The sequence below is a fragment of the Asanoa siamensis genome (assembly GCF_016862555.1).
GTDB classification, from domain to species: Bacteria; Actinomycetota; Actinomycetes; order Mycobacteriales; family Micromonosporaceae; genus Asanoa; species Asanoa siamensis.
The window spans coordinates 12,176-34,160 of the sequence record NZ_BONE01000086.1 but is presented as its reverse complement, the minus strand read 5'-3'; the positions used below and the strand labels follow the sequence as shown (position 1 = coordinate 34,160).

Here is a 21,985-nt window from a genome sequence, read left to right as displayed (position 1 = left end):
GGCGGGCATCAGGGCGTCGGCCGGTTCCACGGCGTCGCGCGGATCGCGCGTAGTGCCTCGCGGCGGGTCTGACCGCGCAGACCGTCCACGTAGAGCCGCCCCGCCAGGTGGTCCGTCTCGTGCTGCAGCGCCCGCGCCAGAAAGCCGCTGCCCGACACCGTCAGCGGCGTCCCGTGCTGGTCGAAGCCCGTCACCGTCGCGTGCATCGCGCGGGGCGTCGGGAAGAACAGCTCCGGGATCGACAGGCAGCCCTCGTCGCCGTCCTGCAGCTCTTCGGAGACCGTCAGGGACGGGTTGACCACGTGGCCCCGCTGGCCGTCCGCGTCGTAGACGAAGACCGCCGCGCTCACGCCGATCTGGTTGGCCGCCACGCCCGCTCGGCCCGGCTCGCCGAGCAGCGTGTCCATCAGGTCCGTCACCAGTGACCGCAGCTCCGCGTCGAAGGAAAGCACCGGGTCGCACTCCGCGCGCAGCACGGCGTCACCGATGAGGCGGATCGGGCGGACGGTCATGCGCGAACCCTATCCCCCGCCGCCGGTCGATCTTCGTACCCCGGCACACCCCCTAAGGCGTCCTAGGATGATGGTTCGGCCAGCGTGCGGGCCGAGCGCACGGTTGGATGGACGGCATGGCGGAGATCGTCCTGGTCCGGCACGGGCAGACGCAGTGGAGCCTGACCGGGAAGCACACCTCGTACAGCGACATCGAGCTGACCGACGACGGCCAGCGGCAGGCCCGCGAGCTCGGCGCACGCCTGGAGGACCGCGCGTTCGCCGCGGTGATCAGCAGCCCGCGGCAGCGGGCCGTGCGCACCGCGGAGCTGGCCGGCCTGCCCATCACCGAGATCGACGACGACCTGGCGGAGTGGAACTACGGCCGGTACGAGGGCATCACCTCGGCCGAGATCCACGAGAGGTACGACCCGAAGTGGTCGCTGTGGACCGACGGCGCACCCGACGGGGAGACGCCGGCGCAGGTCCAGACCCGGGTCGACCGGGTCGTCGCCAAGGCCGCCAAGCTGCTCGACCAGGGCGACGTCGCGCTCGTCGGGCACGGCCACTGCCTGCGGGTCGTCGGCGCCCGCTGGATCGGGCTCGACTCCGCGGGCGGCGGGCTGCTCAAGCTCGACACCGCCACGATCTCCGTGCTCGGTCACGAGCACGGAGCCCGGGTCATCCAGCAGTGGAACTCGGGTCGCTGAGCGCCACCTTCGGCGCCCGCCCCTCGTACGGCGTCGACAGCACCACCGTCGTGCGGTGCGTCACGTTGGCCGCGGTCCGGATCTCCTGCAGCACCCGCTCGAGGTCCGCCGGCCCCGCCACCCGCACCAGCAGCAGGTAGAAGTCGTCGCCGGCGACCGAGTAGCACGACTCGATCTCCGGGATGTGCGCCAGCTTCTCGGGCGCGTCGTCGGGCTGCGACGGGTCGAACGGCCGGATCGCCACGAACGCCGCCAGGGGCAGGTCGATCGCGTCGTACGCCACCTTCGCCGTGTAGCCGTGGATCACCCCGCGCTGCTCCAGCCGCCGGACCCGCTGGTGCACCGCCGACACCGACAGCCCCACCCGTTCCGCGAGGTCGGTATAGGACAGCCGGCCGTCCGCGGTCAGGGCGGCGACGATGGCGCGATCAGTGTCCTCCACGGCAGAGAAAATACCCGGCCCGTTCACCCGGCCGCGATGTCGCTCCCGCCGCGCAGGCCCGCGGCCCGCCCGGCCCGTCCCGCCAGCGCGGCCAGATGGGCGATCAGCTCGGGCGGCTCGTGCACCTCGAACTCGCAGCCGAGGCTGAGCAGCCGCCGGGCGAGGAACTCGACCGTGTCGGTGTGCCCGTCCAGCCGGCAGGTCCCCGCGTCGAGGGCGGTCAGGGCCTCCGGCGTGTCGCCGACCCGCCCGGCCAGCGTGTCGTGCGGCGCGTGCAACGTCGCCACCGCCCGGTGGACGGGGGTGATCTCGGACAGGCGGCTGGTCACGAAGGCGGCGGCGTCGGGGGCGGGCAGGGTCCGGGGCGCCACACGTACGTCGGTCGGCCGCACCGGACCGAGCCGGTCGACCCGGAACACCCGCCAGTCGTCGCGGTCGTCGTCGAACGCCACCAGGTACCAGCGCCGCCCCGCCGACACGAGCTTGTGCGGCTCGACCAGCCGCTCCTCGTCGCGGTAGGTGAACCGGACCCGCTCGCCGACGGCCGCGGCCAGCCCGCTCAGCACCGCCGGGTCGACGGTCGGCTCGTTCCAGGTGAGCAGCGGCTCCGTGGCCCGGCCCAGCGCGCCGACCCGCTGCCGCAGCCGGCCCGGCAGCACCTGCTCCAGCTTGGTCAGCGCCCGCACCGACGCCTCCTCGATGCCCGCCACCGCGTGCCCGGCCGCGCTGCGCAGGCCGACCGCGATCGCGACCGCCTCCTCGTCGTCGAGCAGCAGCGGCGGCATCGCCTTGCCCGCGACCAGCCGGTAGCCGCCGGTGTTGCCCATCGTCGCCCGCACGGGATAGCCGAGGTCGCGCAGCCGGTCGACGTCGCGGCGGACCGTGCGCAGGCTGACGTCGAGCCGGTCGGCCAGCTCACGGCCGGGCCACTCGCGCGGGGTCTGCAGCAGCGACAGGAGGCTCAACAGCCGGGCGGAGGACATGCGCCAAGAATGCCACCCTTGTGTGCCAGAACCTGACCTACTGGGGTCCTAGCGTGGTCCGCATGACGCCTTTCCGGATCGACATCCCGCAAGCCGACCTCGACGACCTGCGCGACCGCCTCACCCGCACCCGCTGGCCGCGGCAGCTACCCGGTGACGGCTGGAGCCGCGGGGTCCCGCTGGACTACCTGCGCGACCTGGCCGGCCACTGGGCGACGACCTACGACTGGCGCGCCCACGAGGCCCGCCTCAACGGGTTCCCGCAGTTCACGACCGAGATCGACGGCCTGACGGTGCATTTCCTGCACGTCCGCTCCGGGAACGCGGCCGCGCTGCCGCTGCTGCTCACCCACGGCTGGCCCAACTCGTTCGTCGAGTTCACCGACCTGATCGGGGAGCTCGGCGCCGACTTCCACCTGGTGATCCCGTCGGTGCCGGGCTTCGGCTTCTCCCAGGCACCGACAGGCACGGGGTTCACGGTCGACCGCGTCGCCCGGATGTGGGCGGAGCTGATGGCGCGGCTCGGCTACGACCGCTACGGCACCCAGGGCGGCGACCTCGGCGCGTACGTGGCGCCGGCGGTCGCCCGCATCGCACCGGAGCACGTCGTCGGCGTCCACGTCGACGGCGGCTTCGGCTTCCCCACCGAGGCCGACGTGCCCGGCATGGACGACGCCGAGCGGGCCGAGTGGGACCAGATGCGGCAGTGGATGAGCGGCGGCGTCGACCACCACGCGCTGCTGCGGGCGGCGCCGCAGACGTTCGCGTACGCGTGGACCGACTCGCCCGTCGCACTGCTGGCCTGGCTGACCCAGAAGTTCAAGGAGTTCGCGTTCATGGCCGAGACACCCGACCAGGTCATCGACCGCGACCTCATGCTGACCAACGCGAGCCTCTGGTGGTTCACCGGCACGGCCGGCTCGTCGAGCTGGCCGATGTACGACCTGCTGACGCTGGCCCCGGGCGGCGGGTTCGCCTGGCCCCAGGGACAGAAGAACGTGCCCTCCGGCCAGTACGGCGGTGGCTCCGCCCTGATGCGCCGCCTCGCCGAACGCGACAACGACATCGTGCACTGGCCCGAGGGCAACCCCGGCAACCACTTCGTGGCGATGGAGCAGCCGGCCGCGCACGCGGCCGACATCCGGACGTTCTTCTCAGGCCTTCGCGAGTGACCGGGAGATGACCATCCGCTGGATCTGGTTGGTGCCCTCGACGATCTGCAGCACCTTGGCCTCGCGCATGTAGCGCTCGACCGGGTGGTCGGCGACGTAGCCGTAGCCGCCCAGCACCTGCACCGCGTCGGTGGTCACCTTCATCGCCATGTCGGTGGCGAACAGCTTCGCCTTGGCCGCCTCGACCGCGTAGGGCCGGCCGTGGTCGCGCAGCCGCGCCGCCGCCAGCGTCAGCGCCCGGGCAGCGGAGACCTGGGTGGCCATGTCGGCCAGCATGAAGCCCAGCCCCTGGAAGTCGATGATCGGCGAACCGAACTGCTCGCGCTCGCGGGCGTAGCCGACGGCGTGGTCGAGGGCCGCCTGCGCGAGGCCGACCGCGCAGGCGGCGATGCCCAGACGGCCCGAGTCGAGGGCCCGCATCGCCAGCGAGAAGCCGGCACCCTCCTCGCCGACGAGCCGGTCTGCGGGCACCCGGACGCCGTCGAACGCGATCTGCGAGATCGGTGAGGCGTGCAGGCCCATCGTGCGCTCCGGCGCCTGCGGCACGATGCCCGGCGTGTTGGCGTCGACCAGCAGGCAGGAGATGCCGCCCGGGCCAGGGCCGCCGGTGCGGGCGAACACGTTGAAATAGTCGGCGTCGTGCGCGTGGGTGATCCAGGCCTTCGTACCGGTGATCACGTAGGCGTCGCCGTCGCGGACCGCCCGCGTGGTCAGCGCCGCCGCGTCGGAGCCGCCCTGCGGCTCGGAGAGGCAGTAGGCGCCGAGCAGCTCGCCGCCGACCATGTCGGGCAGGAGCTTGCGCAGCTGCTCGCTGCCGGCGGTGGAAACCGGGTAGCAGGACAGCGTGTGCACGCTGACGGCCTCCGCGGCGACCAGCCAGCGCGAGGCGAGGATCTCCAGGACCTGGAGGTAGACCTCGTACGGCTGGCCCGCACCGCCCACCTCCTCCGGGTAGGGCAGGCCGAGCAGCCCGGCCCGGCCGAGCGTGCGGACCAGCTCGCGGGGGAACTCGCGGCGCGCCTCGTAGTCGGCCGCCTTCGGGGCCAGCTCGTTGTCGGCGAGCTCGGTGGCGAGGTCGAGGAGGTCTCCGGCCTCTTCGGTGGGCAGGACGCGGTCGATGGTCATAACTCGGCCAACTCCGTGGGTGTGGTGTTGAGGACGTCGGCACCTTCGTTGGTGCAGACGACGATGTCTTCGATGCGGGCGCCGGCGCGGCCCGCGAAGTAGACGCCGGGCTCGACGGAGAACGCCATCCCTGGTTCGAGCGGGCGGTCGTTGCCGGCGACGATGTAGGGCTCCTCGTGCCCGTCGAGGCCGATCCCGTGGCCGGTGCGGTGCAGGAACGCGGGCCCGAAGCCGGCGTCGGTGAGCACGTCGCGGGCCGCCGCGTCGACCTGCTCGCAGGTGACGCCGGGGCGCACCGCGGCGACGGCGGCGAGCTGGGCGGCGTGCAGCACCGCGTACCACCCCGCGACGTCGGGCGGCGGCGGGCCGACCACGTAGGTGCGGGTGGAGTCGGAGCAGTAGCCGGACGGCATCGTGCCGCCGATGTCGACGACCACGGGCTCGCCCTCGCGGATCACCCGGTCGGAGACGGCGTGGTGCGGGCTCGCGCCGTTGGGCCCGGACGCGACGATGACGAAGTCGACGGTGGCGTGCCCCGCGTCGATGATCGCCTCGGCGATGTCGGCGCCGACCTGACGCTCGGTGCGGCCCGGGCGCAGCCACTCGCCCATCCGGGCGTGCACGGCGTCGATCGCCGCGCCGGCCGCGCGCAGCGCCTCGACCTCGGCGGGCGACTTGCGCATCCGCAGCTCGTCGAGGACGTCGCCGGCCAGCCGCTGCGCGGTGTTGGGCAGGGCGGCGCGCAGGCCCAGGACGTGGGCGGCCCACATCCGGTCGCTCAGGGCGACGACGCCAGGGCTGCCGAGGGCGGCGACCACCAACGGGTACGGGTCGTCGCCATCGCGGTGGTCGACGATCGTGACCCGCCCCTGCGTGGCGACCTCGGCGGCCGGCCGCTCCAGGGTGGGCACGACCAGGGTCGGCTCGCCCCGGGCGGGCACCACGAGGCAGGTCAGCCGCTCCAGCGCGTGGGCGTCGTAGCCGGTCAGGTAGCGCAGGTCGGAGCCGGGCGTCACGAGCAGCGCGTCGAGGCCGACGGCGGCCGTCGCGCGTTGGGCGGCCACGAGCCGCTCGGGCGGGTACAACTCCACACCGTAAGCTTAACGGTCGTTCGGTCCGTCTCCGGCCCCGTCGAGCCCGCGCGCCGCGGCCCGGGCGCGTCCGACATGTGACAGCACGTCGGTGCTGTCCACCCACTGGTCGACGGCCCCGGTGAGGGGCCGCCCGCGCAGCGCCGGGTCGGCGATCCCGTCGACGAGCGCGGCCGCGAACCGGGCCCCGCCGACCACCATGATCGGCCGGTCGTGGAAGGGCCGCGGCGTGGGGTCGACCGCCGTGCCGAGGACCTCGTTGGTCCGCTCCCCCGCCACCGCCGCGGCCGCCACCAGGTGCCGCTCGCGCTCCCGCCAGTCGTCCGCCGCCAGCGCCGCGGCCAGCCGGTCGTGCGGTGCGCCGGGAAGGCGGGCGAAGGCGGTGCCGAGCCATTTCGCGTACGGGGGCCAGCGCCGCTCCAGGAGCAGGAACAGCCGCATGAGGTCGCGGGCCAGCCGCGCGGCGACGACCCGGCCGCCCAGGTCGTCGCCGACCTCGCCGCACCGGCCGACGAACGGCTCCTCCTGGTCGATCCGGGTCCACTGGGCCGCCACGACGTGCCGCCAGACGTCGCCGGGGTACCAGCGCAGCGCCGCCCGGGCCGCGGTCAGCCCGCCCAGGTCGTCGTGGAAGACCGCGCCGCCGGTGAACTCCGCGAGCCGCTGGGTCGGCAGCGCCAGCCAGTCGTCGGTCGTCGGTTTCCGCGGGTCGGGCAGCGCCAGGGCGCCGGCCAGGTAGTCGGCTTCGGCGTCCACGGTGACGCCGATGCGTTCGCCGCCGTCGGCCCATGGCCGCGTGGGGATGCCGTGGAACGTCTCCGGCAGCGCGGCGTCGATCGCGGCGCGGGCGGCCGGCACCGCCGCGCGGTCGGCGACGAGGACCTGCAGCCGTGGACCCCAGTCGTGGTCCATGGACCGGGCGGTGTCGAAGCCGAGCACGTCGGAGCCGCTGTCGACGCGCGCCGACGCGTACCGCAGCGGTGTCAAGGCAGGTCCGACCACCTCGTCGTGCAGCCGCCGGCTGACCGCCAGCCCCGGCGTGAACTCCATGACCATCTCCCGGGATAGGCTGGTGTTGATCACTGTCGGTGACGAGAGGACGAGACGATGCCTCATCCCGAGATCGTGTCCCGCACGCGGTGGCAGGCCGCCCGCGACGCCCTCCTGGTCAAGGAGAAGGAGGCGACCCGGGCGCTGGACGCCCTGGCGGCCGAACGCCGCCGGCTGCCGATGGTGCGGATGCCAGCCGATTATGCGTTCACCGGTCCCGACGGCACAGCCGGTTTACGGGACCTGTTCGAGGGCCGCGACCAGCTCGTCGTCTACCAGTTCATGGACAACGGCCCCGACGACGTCTGCTCGGGCTGCGCCAGCTTCAACGACAACGTCGGCCGCCTCGAGCACCTGCACGCGCGCGGCACCTCGTACGCGGTGGTCTCGGACATGCCCCTCGACCAGCTCCTCGCGATCCGGCGGCGGATGGAGTGGACGGTCCCGGTCTGGTCGTCGCGCGGCAGCACGTTCAGCAGCGACATCGGCGCGGGCGACGGCTTCGGGCTGGCGGTCTTCGTCACCGACGGCGTCGACGCGTTCCAGACCTACTTCACCAGCGCCCGCGGCGTCGACCGGCTGCGCTTCGACTTCAACATCCTGGACCTCACGCCGTACGGGCGGCAGGAGAGCTGGGAGGACTCCCCGCTGGGCTGGCCGCAGTCCGAGCCGTACAGCTGGTGGCGCCTGCACGACGAGTACTGACACGATTCGGGCGTCCACTGTCGACCCGGAGGTGCGCCCGAGATGCGACCGGCGCTGCGCGTCGCGCAGGTCACGCTGACCGTCGTGGGTGGCACGCTGGTCGTGCCGACCGCGGTCAACATCGGCACCGGCGGCGAGCCGCCGCGCTGGCTCGAGCCGTACACCGGCTGGTTGTGGCCCGTCGCCGTCGGGTGTGTCATCGCCGTGATCGTCGTCGAGGCGGTCGAGCGGCTGCGGCCCGCCGCTCGGGAGAAGGCCGTCCGGCACCGCGTCGGCGACCCCCGCAACATCCCGCTCGCGCTGGCGCAGGTGGACCGCTACGTCTCGACCCGGCAGCGCGGGTCGCTGGCCGGGCGGATCGCGCTCGCCCTCGACGAGCGGCCCGCCACCGTCCGCCAGCCCGCCCACCTCGTCGCGCGGGTGACCGGCGACGCGTTCACGCTCTCGCCCGACCTCGGCATCGGTGACGTGTTCGACCGGATGGACGAGTCGATGCTGATCCTCGGTGCGCCCGGCGCCGGCAAGACCACCCAGCTGCTCGACCTCGCCGCCGCCCTGGTGGCGCGGGCGCGGGACGCCGCCGAGCCGCTGGTGCCCGTGCTGCTCGACCTCTCCGACTGGACCCGACCCCGACCGACGCTGTGGGCGCGCCTGCGGCGCGAGGGCGACCCGCCGTTCGACCGGTGGATCCTCCAGGCGATGTGGGAGCGGTACCGGATCACCGAGGAGGTCGGCGCCGCGTGGTTGCGTGACGACAGGGTCGTCCTGCTCCTCGACGGTCTCGACGAGGTCGCCGAGGCCGACCGGGCCCGCTGCGTGCGGGAGATCAACGCACTCGGCGTCACCCGGCTCGCGGTGTGCTGCCGGGAGAGTGACTACGCGCAGGTGGGTGCGCGGCTGCGGTTGCAGGGGGCCGTCGGGATCCGGCCGCTCACCCGTGGCCAGGTGGCCGCGTTCCTCGCCGCCGTCGAACCGGCGCTGGGCGCGGTGCTGTCCAGGTTGGACTCCGACGACGACCTGTGGGACGTGCTCACCTCGCCGCTGATGCTCGCGATCACGGTGCTCGCGCACGCCACCGGGGCGTCGGTCGCCGCCGGCGACGCCACCCGGCTGCGGCGGCAGCTTTTCGACGCGTACGTCGTGGAGGTGCTCTCCCGCCGCCGCGCCGCCGCGGGCGACGACCCGGAACGCGTGCTGTGGATGCTGCGCACCCTCGCGCAGGCCGCCACCCAGCGCCGGTTCGGCGTCAAGGTGCCGCCGCTGTCGCAGGTGTGGTTCGAGAATCTTCCCGCCCGGGTCAACCACGTCGCCTTCCTCTGGCTGGTGCCCGTCGGACGGGCCGCGGCGCTCGCCGCCGTCAGCGCCGCGATGGTGGCGCGGGCCAGCGTCGCGGCCGCGCTGCTGCCGTTCGCGCTGGGGCTGGCCCTGGTGCCCGAGCGGTCCATGCGACCGCCGCCGGCGCCACGGGTCCGCCGCCTCGCCGCCGCCGCGTACGTGTCGCTCGCGGTCGTGCTCGGCGCGGGTCTGGCGTTCGGGCTGGCGGGCGCCGTGGCGCTGCTCGGCGCGTGGGGAGCGCTCGTCGTCGCCGTCTTCGGCGCGGTCACCCTGGTCGTCCTGGTCGCCGTCTTCGCCAGTGGTGAGGCACCGGTGTGGGCGCGGGTCAGGGACGCGGCGGTCACCGCCGGCGTCGGGGCCGGCTGCCTCGTCTGGCCCGTCGTCGGCTACTCGCCCGATCTCGGGACCGGATTCGTGCTGGGCCTGCTCTCGGCCGTGGCCGCGGTGACGTTCGCCTACCACGAACTGCGGCTCGGACCGATCCGGTCCGACCCGGCGGTGCCCCTGCCGGTCGTCCAGATGGCGGTCTTCACGCTGGTCACGGCGGCGGCGGCCGGCCTGGTCGGCGGGTCGCTATTGACACCGGTCTGGGCGCCGGCGCTCGGCTGGGTCGTCGGGCTGCTGGTCGGGCTCATCCCCGGCCTGGTCTTCGCGGTGACGGTCACACCCGTCCTCCTGCGCGCCGGCCTGGCAATGGCCGGTGAGCCGGACCCGTGGCGCCGGTCCTTCCTGCGGTTCGCGGCCGACCGCGGGCTGCTCGTCGACGCCGGGGGCGGCGAGTTCCGCTTCGTCCACCTGCTCGTCCGCGACCACCTCGCCGACTGCGACCCGGCCCGGCTCGCCGCCGGGGTGGCGCACCGGCGGGCCGCGCTCGCGTCCGCGCCGGTCAGCTGAATTCCGTGGAACTCTCCCCGTTTCTCGGGCAGTCTCGGTCCCATGTTCACGGTGACGCCCGCCGACGGCCCGGATCAGCTCGACGACCTCGTGGCGTTGCTCGGGCAACGGCAGTTCTTCGCCGAGAAGCTCGACGCGCAGGTCCGCGGTCGGGGTGTGCTGCTCGTCGGGCGCCTCGACGGCAGCCCGGTCGGCGACGTGTGGGTGTCGTTCTCGCCCGCGCCCGAGGCCGAGGTCAACCGGTTCCTGCCCGGCGTGCCGATGCTCGTGCACCTGGAGGTGCTCTCGGTGCTGCGCAACCGGGGGTACGGCACGTCGATCATCCGGGCCGCCGAGGAGCTGGTGTCGGCGCGCGGCCATGAGCGGATCGTGCTGGGCGTGGGGGTCGAGAACCCCGCCGCGCGGCGGCTCTACGAGCGGCTCGGGTACGCGGAATGGCCGCACGGCACGATCGACACCGGCTACCACTGGGCGGGCGACGACGGCGTGCGGCGCTGGTTCCCGGAGACGATCACGATGCTGGTCAAGGCCCTCTAGCTGGTCACGGCTGGAAGCGGTAGCCCATCCCCGGTTCGGTGAGCAGGTGCCGCGGGTGCCCGGGGTCCGCCTCGAGCTTGCGGCGCAGCTGCGCCATGTACTGGCGGAGGTAGTTGGTCTCCGTCTGGTACTGCGGCCCCCAGACGTCCTGCAGCAGCTGGCGCTGGCTGACGAGCTTGCCGGGGTTGCGCAGGAGGATCTCCAGGAGGTGCCACTCGGTCGGGGTGAGCCGGACCTCCGCGTTGCCGTCCGGCGGCTCGACCGTGCGGGCCGAGAGATCCACCGTGTACGGCCCGACCTTGACGACCGGCGTCGCGTCGGAGGTCGTACCCATCCGCCGGGTGACGGCGCGTATCCGGGCGAGCAGCTCGTCGACCCCGAACGGCTTGGTCACGTAGTCGTCGGCCCCGGCGTCGAGCGCGGCGACCTTGTCGGCGCTGTCGACGCGGCCGGAGAGCACGATGATGGGCACGGTCGTCCAGCCGCGCAGGCCGCGGATGACGTCGGCGCCCTCCATGTCGGGCAGCCCGAGATCGAGCACGACCAGGTCCGGCGGCTTCGCGGCCGCGGCCCGCAGGGCGGTCCCACCGTCAGCGGCGACGTCGACCTCGTAGTCGCGGGCCCGCAGGTTGATCCGCATGGCCCGCAGGATCTGCGGCTCGTCGTCGACCACCAGGATCCGGGTCACCACGCACCGTCCGCCGGCGGCTCGTCGTCGCGCACCTGTTCCCTACCACCTTCACTCGTGCCGGGCCGGGCGTTGTCTCCCCTGACCCCGTCCTGACCGTCGCGACCCGGATGGTCCAGCGCGGGTCCCGTGCCGTTGCGTAGTCCCCGGCTGCGCCGGGGAGCGTCCCGCCCGTGCGCGTGCATGCCGTCGTCCTCTCTGTGTGCCTCGTGCGTCTGGCCGGAGGGGTCCGCGGGCCGCGACCCCGGCCGTGGGTCGGCGCCCGGGGAAGGCGGGTCCATGCGGTTGAGGCGCCCGCCGTCGTCCTCGCTGTGTGCCTCGTCCGCCCGCCCGGAGGGGTCCGCGCGCTTCGACCCCGACCCCGCCCCGGCGCCCGGTGACGGTGGGTCCGTGCGGTTGTGGCGCCTGCCGTCCGTACCCCTGCCGTCGTTCTTCCCGTCTTGTCCATCGCGTTCCGCCAGGCGTGACGGGTGCACCGGCTCCGGGACCGGGCCGCGGTCCGCCGGGGTCGGGTCGTCGACCGCGAGGTCCGCCGGTGCGGCGGTGCCCAGGCGCGTGGTGAGCTGGGCGTCGCGGGGCCAGCGGCGCAGGCGCTCGCGGATCGCGCGGTCGGCCAGCTCCGTCGCGCGGGTCTCGGTCGGTTCGACCGCCGCCTCCGCCGACTGCAGCGCCAGCACCATCGTCAGGCCGCCGCCCGGGGTCGTCTCGGGGGCCAGCGAGCCGCCCATCGCCTCGGCCAGGCCGCGGGAGAGCGCCAGGCCGAGGCCGACGCCCTCGTGGTTGGTGTGGTCGCCGAGGCGTTGGAACGGCTGGAAGACGCGGTCGCGGGCCGCGTCGGGGATGCCCGGGCCGCGGTCGATCACGCGTACCTCGACCTGGCCGCCGTGCTCGCTCGCCGTGATCTTCGGTGGGTGGTCGGGCGGGCTGAACCGCAACGCGTTGCCGATGACGTTGACCAGGATCCGCTCCAGCAGGCCCGGGTCCGCGTGGACGAGCGGCAGGTCGTCCGGGATCCGCAGCACCACCGGCCGGGCGGCGGCGCCGAGCTCGTCCAGGGCGCGGGGCACCGCCTCCTCGACGGCCAGCGCGGACGGCAGCACGCCCAGGGCGCCGGCCTGCAGGCGGCTCATGTCGAGCAGGTTCGCCACCAGGCGGCCCAGCCGGTCGAGCGACTCGTCGGCGGTGGAGAGCAGCTCGTCGCGGTCCTCCTCCGAGAACTCGACCTCGTCGCTGCGCAGGCTCGTCACGGCGGCCTTCGCGGAAGCCAACGGGGTACGCAGGTCGTGGCTGACCGCCGCGAGCAGCGCCGTGCGCATCCGGTCGGCCTCGGCCAGCGGCAGCGCCTCGGCGGCCTGCTCGGCCAGGCGCTCCTGGCGCAGCGCGATCGCCGCCTGGGCCGCGAACGCCTCCACGATCCGGCGGTCGCTCGCCTCGAGGGTGCTCCCCCGCAACACCAGGGCCAGGTCGTCGCCGATCGGCACGTCGCTCGTCCCCTCGGCCGGGGTGTTGCTCGGTGGTGTCCCGTCCGCGGCGGCGACGCGCCAGGCCGCCGGGTCGCGGCGGCGGTCCGGGACGTCGACCGCGCCGGGCGCGCGCTCCAGCAGGGTGACCGAGTCGAGGCCGAACATCTCGCGCAGCTGGCGCAGGAGGGCCTCCAGCGGTCGGACGCCGCGCAGGACGCTACCTGCCACGGTTGCCAGGGTCTGTGCGTCGGCACTGGCTCCGGCCGCCTCCCGCGTACGCGTCGCGGCGGTGTCGACGACCGCGCTGACCGCTATCGCCACCACCACGAACACCGCGAGCGCGAGCAGGTTCTCGGTCTCGTTGACGGTGAACTTGTGCAGCGGCGGCGTGAAGTAGTAGTTGAGCAGCAGGAACCCGGCGACGGCCGTCGCGATCGCGGGCCAGCGACCACCGACCAGCGCGACGATCACGACCCAGAGCAGGAAGAGCATCATGTCGCTGGCCAGCGACAGCTCGTCGGTGAACGGCACCAGGATCGCGGTCAGCGCGGGCAGCCCGAGCAGCGCGACGAGGTAGCCGGCGATCCGCCGGTTCCGGGACAGGGCCGCGTCGCCGCGCCGGAACTTCCGGCGGCCGGCGCCGACCTGCTCGTGGGTGACCAGGTGTACGTCGATCGGGCCGGACTGCGCCGTCGTGGTGACGCCGACGCCGGCGGAGAGGATCTGCTGGACGCGGCCGCGCCGGCTCGCGCCGAGGACGAGCTGCGTGGCGTTGACACCGCGGGCGAAGTCCAGCAGGGCGCGCGGCACGTCGACCCCGACGACCTGGTGGTACGTGCCGCCGAGGCTCTCCACGAGCAGTCGCTGGCGGGAAAGCAGGGCGGGGTCGGCGTCGACGAGGCCGTCCGACCGCGACACGTGCACGGCGAGCAGGTCGGCGCCCTTGCTGCGGGCGGCGATGCGGGCGGCGCGGCGGATGAGGGTCTCACCCTCGCGCCCGCCGGTCAGCGCGACGACCACGCGCTCGCGGGCCTCCCAGGTGGTGCCGATGCCGTGTTCCTCGCGGTACCGGTCGAGCTGCTCGTCGACCTTGTCCGCCAGCCAGAGCAGGGCCAGCTCGCGCAGCGCGGTCAGGTTGCCGACCCGGAAGTAGTTGCCCAGCGCCGCGTCGATCTTCTCCGCCGGGTACACGTTGCCGTGCACCATCCGCCGCCGCAGCGCCTCGGGCGTCATGTCGACGAGCTCGACCTGGTCGGCGCCGCGTACGACGCTGTCCGGCACCCGTTCGCGCTGCACCACGCCGGTGATCTGCTCGACGACATCGTTGAGCGACTCGAGGTGCTGGATGTTGACGGTGCTCAGCACGGTGATGCCGGCGTCGAGCAGCTCCTGGATGTCCTGCCAGCGCTTCTCGTTGCGGGTGCCGGGGACGTTGGTGTGGGCGAGCTCGTCGACGACCGCGACCTGGGGGTTGCGGGCGAGGATGGCGTCGACGTCCATCTCGGTGAACCGGGCGCCGCGGTAGCTCATCTCCCGCCGCGGCACGACCTCGAGATCGTCGAGCATGGCCGCGGTGTGCGGCCGCCCGTGCGTCTCCAGGAACCCGATGACGAGGTCCGTACCCCGCCCGGCCCGCCGCTGCGCCTCCTCGAGCATGGCGAACGTCTTCCCGACACCGGGCGCGGCGCCGAGATAGATCCGAAGTTGTCCACGAGCCATCGCGTTCCATACTCGCGCGCCGCCCGCACCATGAGGGCCGATCTTGACACTATCGCTACGCGTTATCCGTCACCGAACGCGAACCGTGCCGCGGTGTGCCACGAGTCCGGTTCGGGGGCGCCGACCATGAGCCAGACCTCGGCCGGCGTGGCGGTGAGCGGCAGGCGGGCGGTGACCGCGTCGGCGGCTGCTTGCAGGTCGCTGACGGGCACGTCGTGCCCGATGGTCAGATGGGGTACGACGTCCGCGAACTCGCCGCGGTAGGGCGGCTGGTCGGGGAAACGTGCCCAGAGCGCCTCGGTGAGTGCGCGGAAGGGCTGGTCGGGCGTCGGGGCGAGCCAGGCGACGTGCTCGCCGAACCATCTGACCTCGGCGAACTCGACGGTGAAGCGCGGCGTGTTCGCGACGGTGGCGCGGACGGCGGCAAGGACGTCGTCGGTGACCGCGGCGGGTGGGACGAACGGGTAGAGCGCGGTGACGTGCGCCGGCACTCCCCAGCGGGCGGCCTGGTCGAAGCGCTCGCGGTGTCGCGCTACGACGGGCTCGGCCTCGGGCACGGGCACGATCAGCGCGGTCTCGATCCCTTCCACGCGGACATTGTTGGTGCCGCGGAGCCCTAGATCAAGAACCCGCGGCGCCACACCCCGTAGAGCGTCCTAGGATGATGGATGGCGGGGTCCGATCGAGCTGGGAGCACGGCGACGTCAGACGCGCCGCACTGCGTCGCGGTGATCACCGTGCCGACCCGCACGTGCGAGTTCAGCTACCCACCCTGGAGGCGGCAGGGTCAGGCGGGCGTACGGAGGCGGTGCGACGCCGCAAGCCGGCCACACCTCAGCCTCGCGCCGCATCCAGCGGGGCAAGATCACACGCTGCGCGTCACGCAAGCGCGGCACCACCGCTGCCTACGAGCCCCGCATCAAGCAGCCGCGCGCCGCACCGCGGTCGAACAGGGCGCCGATGCCCCGCCCATCGCGTCGGGCCGGCGCAACACCACACCCGCGCACCAACCTCCGGCCCCACTGGAGCCGCAGGCCGCACGCCGATCGAGCGCGACGATGCCCCACCACCACTGCGCTGGCGCGACGCCTGCTGGGCCCGGCCTCGTCTCAGCCGCGCGCCGCACGCCAAAATCCCGCACTGCGGCGACGCTCAGCCCCACCTCCGCCTCGCGCCCAACCCCACGAGGCGGCGATGCGCTGCGCTACGCGCCACGCAGACGCAAGTCCGCAGCTCCCTACAAACCCCCTTACCTCAGCCTCGGGCCGCCCCCCAGCCCAGTAGGGCGGCGATGCCCAGGGCGCTGCGTGGTGCGTAGGCGCAGCGCCACAGGCCGCCGTGGGCCGCGTGCTGCGCCTCCTCGTGCCACACCTCGGCCGCCGGGCGCGGCGGGTTGTGCAGGTCGTGGACCAGGAGCGCGGCCATCAGCGTGTTGCTCGTCGCCGGTTCGAAGACCTCCACGCCGAAGCGGTGGGCGCCCGCGTAGGCCGCCGCGAGCGCGCGGTTCTTGACCACCGACCGGGTGCGGGTCGGTGGCGCGACGTTCATGCTGACGGTCACGCCCTCGGCCCTGGCCACCGTCGCCCGCCAGCGGTGGACGCGTTTCGAGAGCGCGTAGTTCGGGCCCTGCTGCGCCACCAGCGAGTCGCAGATGCCCGGGTCGTCGCCCGGCGCGTAGTTGCGCCGCAGCAGCCGCCCGCCGGAGAGCAGCCGCAGCGGCCGGCGTAGTCGGGTCACCCCGGCCGGCTCGCCGTAGGCCTGCTCGGCGTGTGCCACCGCCTCGCCGGGCACCGCGAACACGTCGGTCGGCGTCGCCAGGAACGCCAGCGCCGTGTCGGGGCGCGCCTGGCACACGTGACCGGTCAGGGCGTCGACCGCGCTGCTGAGCCGCACGTTGATCGCGCCGTCGGCGTAGACGTAGTTGCCCAGCACCAGCCGGCCGTCGAACCCGTCGAGCCAGCCCGCGACGGACGCGACGCCGTGCAGCAGGTCGGCGCCCGCCCGGGCGGCGAGGTCGCCGTCGCCCTCGGCGGCCGGGACGTGCAGGCGGCCCCCGTACCTGGTGGCCGTCTCCAACAGCCGCGACCACAGCGCGGGGCGGGCCAGGTCGACCGCGGCGACCGGGTTGCCCCAGCGCAGCAGTGACGGCACCGGGCCCATCTCGGCGCCGGCGCCCAACGCCACGACCGTCGTGCCGCCGAGGTCGAGCCAGTCGGGGTTGGCCTGCACCGCCCGGACCGCCTCGGCGCAGGACGGCTCGATGATGCCGGCCGCCAGCCACGCGTCGAGCCGGCGCTTGATGCCGTCGCCGCGTAGTCGCTCGCCCCGGTAGGGCAGCGTGAGCTCCTTGTCGACCCGGCCCTGCCCACCGACGGTCACGGTCGTCAGCGGCTCGACCGGGCCCTTCAGCGCGGCCGACAGGGGCTCGACCGCGCCGTCAGCCGTGCGGAACCGCATGCGCTCGCCCACCGACGCCAGCCCGTCGGTGGCGATCCGGCGCGCCGCGTCACCGTCGCCGAGACCAGCCTCGACCAGACGCCGGAAATGGACGAGGTAACCGCGGCGCCAGTCGGTCTCGCGCTGTGCCGCCGCCGCGCCGATCGGGTCGACGGCGCGCAGCGCGTCGGCGACCACCGCCCGTCCCAGCGACGAGGTCACACCGGTGCCGGTGGCGGTGGGCGGAAAGATCACGCCGCTCGGTTCAGTCACGGGCACATCATCGCGCGCCCCACCGACACTCGCACCGTCCCATTCCGGGAGTACGGCGTTCCGCCGCGTCACGAATCGATATCGAGATGCGCGGTTTCCCGGAAACCGTTGTGTGGCTGGAAAAACGCGGCTTCCGACGTCGAGTCGCAGCTCGATACGTTCGCGCTCGCACCGCACCGGATCACGCAGCGAGCACCCAACGGCTCGTGGATCCGGCCGACCGGAAGATGCCGCTGAGGGGGCGGCGGAGAAGCAGAGCCACCGAGGAGGTCGCTCGCCCGCGCACCTCCGACGGCACGCGCGCGAGTTCGTGCCACCCGCGGGACCACGCGTGTCGAGCGGGCGGGCCGGCCTCGGAAGGGGGTGACGAGATGCGGCGCGGCGGTCCGCCGCCAGGGCGGACCGCCGCATCAGAGAGGAGACCGGGACAGGTCAGACGACCGTGCAGGACGAACCGCCGACAGTGAAGGCGGTCGGCTCACCGGTGCCACCCGTGTGGGTGCCGTTGAAGCCGATCGTCGTCGAACCACCCGCCGGGAGCGTGGAGTTCCACGACAGCGGGGCCGCTGTCACCGCCTGGCCCGACTGGGACCACGTCGCCGACCAGCCCGGCGGCGTGATCCGCTGGCCCGACGGCAGGGAGAAAGCGAGTGTCCAGTTGGAGAGAGCGGAGGTACCCGTGTTGGTGAGCACCACACCCGCCGTGAAGCCCGACGATCCGCCCCAGGGGCTGATCGTGTAGGCGACACGGCACGAGGACGACGGGCCTGGACCGCCACCACCGGTGGTCGTGGTCACGGAGACCGCCGACGACGCCGGCGAGACGTTGCCGGCGGCGTCACGGGCGCGGACCTGATAGCGGTACGTGGTCGACGCGGTCAGACCGCTGTCCACGAAGGACGCCGAGGTCGGCGTGCCGACCACCGCGAACGTGCCGCCGCTCGCGCCGGTCGCCCGCAACACGTCATACCCCGTCACACCCACGGCATCCGAGGAGGGCGTCCATGACAGCGAAACACCCGACGAGGTCACCCCCGACGCGACCGGCGTCCCCGGCGTGGTCGGTGGCGTGGTGTCCGGGTCCGGTCCCGGACCGGAGCCGTCGTCGAGGGCGTCGTGGATCGCGGTGTACGCCGGCTTCGGCGAGTAGTTCGCGTCCCACGGCAGCGCCGCGCCCTCGCCGGAGAAGACGTCGGGCACCCACGAGTACTTGTCGGTGAAGCCCCAGATGGTGATGCCGGCGCACGCCGTGACGGCCAGGCAGGCCTGCACGACGTTGCGGTAGTAGGTGGCCTGGGTGGTGTCCTTGGCACTGTCCCGCGGCATCTGCATGCGGATGTCGAGCTCGGTGATCCGCACCTGGACCCCGAGCGCGGCGAACCGCTCGAGGTTCTGCTGCACCTGCGACGGGAAGCCGTACTGGATAGCGAGGTGACCCTGGAATCCGACACAGTCCACCGGCACGCCGTCGGCGCGGAGCTGGCGCACCAGGTTGTACATGGCGGTGCTCTTCGCGTTGATGCCCTCGACGTTGTAGTCGTTGATGCACAGCCGCGCGTTGCTGTCGGCGGCGCGGGCGTAGCGGAACGCGTCGGCGATGTACGACTGGCCGAGGGTGTTGTACCAGAAGCTGGTGCGCATGTTGCCGTTGTCGTCGAACACCTCGTTGACGACGTCCCACGACACGAGGGCGGGGTTGTCGGCGTAGCGGCCGGCCACGGTGGCGATGTGGTCCTGCATCGCCGTGCGCATCGCGCTGGCGGACAGGCCCTGCACCCAGCTGGGCGTCTGGCTGTGCCACACCAGCGTGTGCCCGTGCACCTGCTGGTTGTTGGCGGTCGCGAACGCGACCACCTGGTCCGCGCCGGCGAAGGTGTAGTTGCCGTCCGACGGCTCGGTCGCGTCCCACTTCATCGCGTTCTCGGCGGTGACCTGGTTGAACTCCGAGGCAGCGATGGTGCGGTACGCGGCTTCGTTGGCCAACGGGCCGGTGGCGGCCGCGTAGCCGATGAACTTGCCGCGCGCGGCGGCGTGCACGCGCAGCGCCGCGTCGGCCGCGGCGGGCGGCGCCACGACCAGCGGAGCCGCGAGGGTCGCGGCCACCGCGACCAGGGCCAGGCGAACAACGCCCGAAGACCGGTGGCTACGGGAGTCGCCACTCGGAGCCCGATGGGCAACGCCGGCAGTCCGGCCGCGGCCACGAGACGCGCCGCTCGGAGCCGACTGGGCAACGCCGGCAGACCGGCTGCGGCTACGAAACTCGCCGCTCTGAGCCAGCCGGGTGATCGCAGCGCGTAGGCCGCGTGGGCCGCCGGTTTCGGCAGCCGGTCTGGGATGGGGTGTCCGCGCCGGGCGGGGGTCGCGGGCAGGGGTGGTCATGGGGTGGCGCCTCCTCACGAAGGGGTACAGGGCGGCAGGAAGCCACGGACGGCCGGCGGCGGCCCCGGTCGATCGCGTCCGCCCGGAGGACGCGGAACCCGCCACGGACGCCCATCCGTGGTGCGACGTCTATGGAAGCGCTCCCATCCTGAACACGAGGAAGCTGAGGCGTCAATACCTTTCGATACTTGACTGTGATTCTCATTAAGCGGCATAAGTCCGAACTGATGGTGACTTATCGGAGATTCATTCGTTACCGTGGGCGGGATGTTCAGGATCGGCGCCTCACCGGCACCGTGGGCCCCCCGGATCGGTGAACTGGAACAGCAGGGACCGGCGCCTCGGCGCGAACGGCCCCTGCTGGCCGCGTACGGCCTGATCCTGGTCCTGGTCGCCGCGGTCGGCCTCCTGCTCACCTTGGTCACCGGTGCGTTCGCCGACGGGGTCCAGCACCCCGCGTTCTGGCTGCTGGCCGGCCTGGCCGTGATCGCCGACGCCCGGGCGTTCATCGCCACCGGGCGCCGGGGCCGACCGGTGATCGTCTGCCCCTCCCTCTGCTTCTCCTTCGCGATCCTGCTCTGCTGGGGGCTGGGCCCGGCGATAGCCGTCCAGGCGGTCGCGGCCGCCGTCGTCGCCTGGCGGATGCGGCTGCCGGTGACCCGCGCGGTGCTGATGGCGGCGCAGTTCGCGGTGGCCTCGACCGCCGCGTTCGGCGTACTCGCCCTCGGCAGCGAGGAGCTGCTGGAGACGATCAACGTCGGCGACGCGCTGCGCGACGCGGCCTCCGTGGTCGGCGCCGCCGCCGTCTGGCTGGTCACCTACCAGCTGCTCCGGGCGGGCGCCGGGCTCCTGGCCCGCAACGCGGCACCGCAGAACGTCCAGGTGCTGCGCCCGGTCCCCACCTACGAGCTGCTGTTCATAGCCGCCCTGCTGCTGCTCGCGCCTGTGCTCGCGGTCACCGCGTACATGAGCGTCGCTTTCGTCCCCCTGGTCTTCGTGCCCCTCTACGCCGTCGAACGGATGGCCCGGCTCGCCGCCGAGCGCGACCTGATGGCCCGCCGCGACCCGCTCACCAGCCTCGCCAACCGCACCGGGCTCGCCGCCGCGTTCGCCCGGCTGCGGCCCAACGGCAACGAGCCCGCGCACGACCCCGGCCTCGCGATGCTGCTGCTGGACCTCAACCGCTTCAAGTACGTCAACGACGCGCTCGGGCATGAGGTCGGCGACCGGCTCCTCGTCGCGGTCGGCCAGCGGCTGCGCAGCGCCGTGCCCGAGGACGCCGTCGCCGCCCGGCTCGGTGGCGACGAGTTCGCCGTCGTCGCGCCCGTGACCACCGAGACCGACGCGCGCCGCCTGGCCGAGGCGATCACCGAGGCGATGGCGACCCCGGTCAAGCTCGAGGGCCTGCAGGTCGACATCACCGGCTCCATCGGGATCGCGCTCGCGCCGCAGGACGGCACCGACTTCGCGACCGTGATGCGGCACGCGGACGTCGCCATGTACCTGGCCAAGCAGCGCGGCTGGCCCATCCAGGCATACCGGGCCGAGGACGACCACAACTCCCCCGAGCGGCTCGCGCTGCTGAGCGACTTCCGGCACGCGCTGCAGATGGGCGAGGTCGCGCTGCACTACCAGCCGCAGGTCGACCTGGCCGGCGGCCGGGTCGTGGGCTTCGAGGCCTTGCTGCGCTGGGAGCATCCGACACAGGGACCGATTCCGCCGTACGACCTGCTGAAGATCGCCGAGCACACGCCCGTGATGCGCATGATCACGCAGCGGGTGATCGACGAGGTCGTCGCGCAGCAGGCCCGGTGGCTGGCCGCCGGCGTGGAGCTGCGGACGAGCCTCAACGTCAGCATCCCCGACCTGCACGGCGACGAGATCGTCACCCAGCTCTCGGAGCGTCTGGCGCACCACAAGGTCCCGGCCGAGCTGATCCAGGTCGAGGTCACCGAGAGCGCGCTGACCGCCGACCTGGCCCAGCTCCGGGCGACCATCGAGGGCCTGGCCAAGGCAGGTGTCGCCATCTCGCTGGACGATTTCGGTACGGGCTACTCGTCGCTGCAGCACCTCCGCCGGCTACCGCTGAGCGAAATCAAGATCGACCGGTCCTTCGTAGCCGGCATCGCCCACAACGCCGACGACGCCGTCATCGTGCGGTCCACCGTGGACCTGGCCCGCGCGCTGGGCTTCCGGGTCGTGGCCGAGGGAGTGGAGAACCGCTACACGGCCCGCCTCCTCACCGAGGCGGGCTGCGACGTGGCCCAGGGCTACCTGTACGCCCCGGCCATGCCCGGCGACGCCGTGATCCGCTGGCTGGGCCACCACCCTACCCCCGCCTGACCGACACCGGCGCCAGGACGGCACCCAGCGAGAAGCCCACGCAATTCCCCACACACGCGAACGTGTACGTGGATCCGCCAGCGGGTTAGCCGGCCCGTTGCTACTGCGACGCAGAGCGGGCGCGGCGCGCGGCCGAACCGCCAGAGGGC

16 protein-coding genes and 1 pseudogene are annotated in these 21,985 nt (G+C 73.4%); 6 read left to right on the top strand and 11 right to left on the bottom strand.

Annotated features, from left to right (window positions below; all coding sequences use genetic code 11):
* Positions 1-8: 8 nt before the first annotated feature.
* Positions 9-512, bottom strand: coding sequence for a peptide deformylase (locus tag Asi02nite_RS34265; protein WP_203718176.1), 504 nt, complete (start codon positions 510-512; stop codon positions 9-11).
* 116 nt (positions 513-628) lie between these two features.
* Between Asi02nite_RS34265 and Asi02nite_RS34260 the strand changes: the two genes are divergently transcribed.
* A complete protein-coding gene (locus tag Asi02nite_RS34260; RefSeq protein WP_203718175.1) occupies positions 629-1,201 on the top strand; it encodes a histidine phosphatase family protein in 573 nt (190 codons plus the stop codon).
* Here the strand turns inward: Asi02nite_RS34260 and Asi02nite_RS34255 are convergent.
* Both Asi02nite_RS34255 and Asi02nite_RS34250 read right to left on the bottom strand, forming a co-directional pair.
* Positions 1,173-1,643, bottom strand: coding sequence for an Lrp/AsnC family transcriptional regulator (locus tag Asi02nite_RS34255; RefSeq protein ID WP_203718174.1), 471 nt, complete (start codon positions 1,641-1,643; stop codon positions 1,173-1,175). The genes Asi02nite_RS34260 and Asi02nite_RS34255 overlap by 29 nt on opposite strands.
* A 23-nt stretch (positions 1,644-1,666) precedes the next feature.
* On the bottom strand, positions 1,667-2,626 hold the full coding sequence (locus tag Asi02nite_RS34250) for a helix-turn-helix transcriptional regulator (protein ID WP_203718173.1): 960 nt from the start codon (positions 2,624-2,626) through the stop codon (positions 1,667-1,669).
* A 62-nt stretch (positions 2,627-2,688) separates the two neighbouring features.
* On the opposite strand from Asi02nite_RS34250, the gene Asi02nite_RS34245 reads away from it, so the two are divergent.
* Positions 2,689-3,798 (top strand): epoxide hydrolase family protein, encoded by a 1,110-nt coding sequence (locus tag Asi02nite_RS34245; RefSeq protein ID WP_203718172.1) that lies wholly within the window; start codon positions 2,689-2,691, stop codon positions 3,796-3,798.
* Here the strand turns inward: Asi02nite_RS34245 and Asi02nite_RS34240 are convergent.
* Genes Asi02nite_RS34240 through Asi02nite_RS34230 form a run of 3 tightly spaced genes read right to left on the bottom strand, consistent with a single transcriptional unit; the run spans position 3,781 to position 7,130 of the window.
* Complete coding sequence (locus Asi02nite_RS34240) at positions 3,781-4,923, bottom strand: acyl-CoA dehydrogenase family protein (protein WP_203718171.1); 1,143 nt, start codon at positions 4,921-4,923, stop codon at positions 3,781-3,783. The genes Asi02nite_RS34245 and Asi02nite_RS34240 overlap by 18 nt on opposite strands.
* Complete coding sequence (locus Asi02nite_RS34235; RefSeq protein WP_203718170.1) at positions 4,920-6,014, bottom strand: M24 family metallopeptidase; 1,095 nt, start codon at positions 6,012-6,014, stop codon at positions 4,920-4,922. Before Asi02nite_RS34235 ends, Asi02nite_RS34240 begins: the two co-directional genes overlap by 4 nt.
* A gap of 9 nt (positions 6,015-6,023) precedes the next feature.
* Positions 6,024-7,130 carry a DUF4037 domain-containing protein gene (locus tag Asi02nite_RS34230; RefSeq protein ID WP_239127425.1) on the bottom strand — a complete coding sequence of 369 codons (1,107 nt, stop codon included), beginning with the start codon at positions 7,128-7,130 and terminating at the stop codon, positions 6,024-6,026.
* On the opposite strand from Asi02nite_RS34230, the gene Asi02nite_RS34225 reads away from it, so the two are divergent.
* Genes Asi02nite_RS34225 through Asi02nite_RS34215 form a run of 3 tightly spaced genes read left to right on the top strand, consistent with a single transcriptional unit; the run spans position 7,122 to position 10,535 of the window.
* Complete coding sequence (locus tag Asi02nite_RS34225) at positions 7,122-7,769, top strand: DUF899 domain-containing protein (protein WP_203718169.1); 648 nt, start codon at positions 7,122-7,124, stop codon at positions 7,767-7,769. The genes Asi02nite_RS34230 and Asi02nite_RS34225 overlap by 9 nt on opposite strands.
* Before the next feature lie 42 nt (positions 7,770-7,811).
* Positions 7,812-9,998 (top strand): NACHT domain-containing protein, encoded by a 2,187-nt coding sequence (locus Asi02nite_RS34220; protein ID WP_203718168.1) that lies wholly within the window; start codon positions 7,812-7,814, stop codon positions 9,996-9,998.
* 42 nt (positions 9,999-10,040) lie between these two features.
* Positions 10,041-10,535 (top strand): GNAT family N-acetyltransferase, encoded by a 495-nt coding sequence (locus tag Asi02nite_RS34215; protein ID WP_203718167.1) that lies wholly within the window; start codon positions 10,041-10,043, stop codon positions 10,533-10,535.
* Positions 10,536-10,539: 4 nt separating this feature from the next.
* Here Asi02nite_RS34215 and Asi02nite_RS34210 read toward each other — a convergent pair whose 3' ends face one another.
* The 5 genes and pseudogenes from Asi02nite_RS34210 to Asi02nite_RS42470 all read right to left on the bottom strand — a co-directional run bounded on the left by Asi02nite_RS34210 (position 10,540) and on the right by Asi02nite_RS42470 (position 19,217).
* Positions 10,540-11,223, bottom strand: coding sequence for a response regulator (locus tag Asi02nite_RS34210; protein ID WP_203718166.1), 684 nt, complete (start codon positions 11,221-11,223; stop codon positions 10,540-10,542).
* 632 nt (positions 11,224-11,855) lie between these two features.
* Positions 11,856-14,405, bottom strand: a pseudogene (locus Asi02nite_RS34205) (sensor histidine kinase); the annotation flags it as partial.
* 62 nt (positions 14,406-14,467) lie between these two features.
* Entirely contained in the window at positions 14,468-14,995 is a 528-nt protein-coding gene (locus Asi02nite_RS34200; RefSeq protein WP_203718164.1) for a 2'-5' RNA ligase family protein, read from the bottom strand.
* Positions 14,996-15,659: 664 nt separating this feature from the next.
* Positions 15,660-17,114 carry a hypothetical protein gene (locus Asi02nite_RS34195; protein ID WP_239127423.1) on the bottom strand — a complete coding sequence of 485 codons (1,455 nt, stop codon included), beginning with the start codon at positions 17,112-17,114 and terminating at the stop codon, positions 15,660-15,662.
* 432 nt (positions 17,115-17,546) lie between these two features.
* A complete protein-coding gene (locus Asi02nite_RS42470) occupies positions 17,547-19,217 on the bottom strand; it encodes a glycoside hydrolase family 10 protein (protein WP_275410426.1) in 1,671 nt (556 codons plus the stop codon).
* Positions 19,218-19,760: 543 nt separating this feature from the next.
* Here Asi02nite_RS42470 and Asi02nite_RS34185 point away from each other — a divergent pair.
* Positions 19,761-21,836: a putative bifunctional diguanylate cyclase/phosphodiesterase gene (locus Asi02nite_RS34185; protein WP_239127422.1), complete on the top strand. Its 2,076-nt coding sequence runs from the start codon at positions 19,761-19,763 to the stop codon at positions 21,834-21,836.
* Positions 21,837-21,985: the final 149 nt, after the last annotated feature.

What these genes read in the sequence shown, in the direction of transcription:
- Asi02nite_RS34265 (WP_203718176.1), bottom strand. Translation starts at nt 512, where the DNA reads ATGACCGTCCGCCCGATCCGCCTCATCGGTGACGCCGTGCTGCGCGCG.
- Asi02nite_RS34260 (WP_203718175.1), top strand. Translation starts at nt 629, where the DNA reads ATGGCGGAGATCGTCCTGGTCCGGCACGGGCAGACGCAGTGGAGCCTG.
- Asi02nite_RS34250 (WP_203718173.1), bottom strand. Translation starts at nt 2,626, where the DNA reads ATGTCCTCCGCCCGGCTGTTGAGCCTCCTGTCGCTGCTGCAGACCCCG.
- Asi02nite_RS34245 (WP_203718172.1), top strand. Translation starts at nt 2,689, where the DNA reads ATGACGCCTTTCCGGATCGACATCCCGCAAGCCGACCTCGACGACCTG.
- Asi02nite_RS34240 (WP_203718171.1), bottom strand. Translation starts at nt 4,923, where the DNA reads ATGACCATCGACCGCGTCCTGCCCACCGAAGAGGCCGGAGACCTCCTC.
- Asi02nite_RS34225 (WP_203718169.1), top strand. Translation starts at nt 7,122, where the DNA reads ATGCCTCATCCCGAGATCGTGTCCCGCACGCGGTGGCAGGCCGCCCGC.
- Asi02nite_RS34230 (WP_239127425.1), bottom strand. Translation starts at nt 7,130, where the DNA reads ATGAGGCATCGTCTCGTCCTCTCGTCACCGACAGTGATCAACACCAGC.
- Asi02nite_RS34220 (WP_203718168.1), top strand. Translation starts at nt 7,812, where the DNA reads ATGCGACCGGCGCTGCGCGTCGCGCAGGTCACGCTGACCGTCGTGGGT.
- Asi02nite_RS34215 (WP_203718167.1), top strand. Translation starts at nt 10,041, where the DNA reads ATGTTCACGGTGACGCCCGCCGACGGCCCGGATCAGCTCGACGACCTC.
- Asi02nite_RS34185 (WP_239127422.1), top strand. Translation starts at nt 19,761, where the DNA reads ATGTTCAGGATCGGCGCCTCACCGGCACCGTGGGCCCCCCGGATCGGT.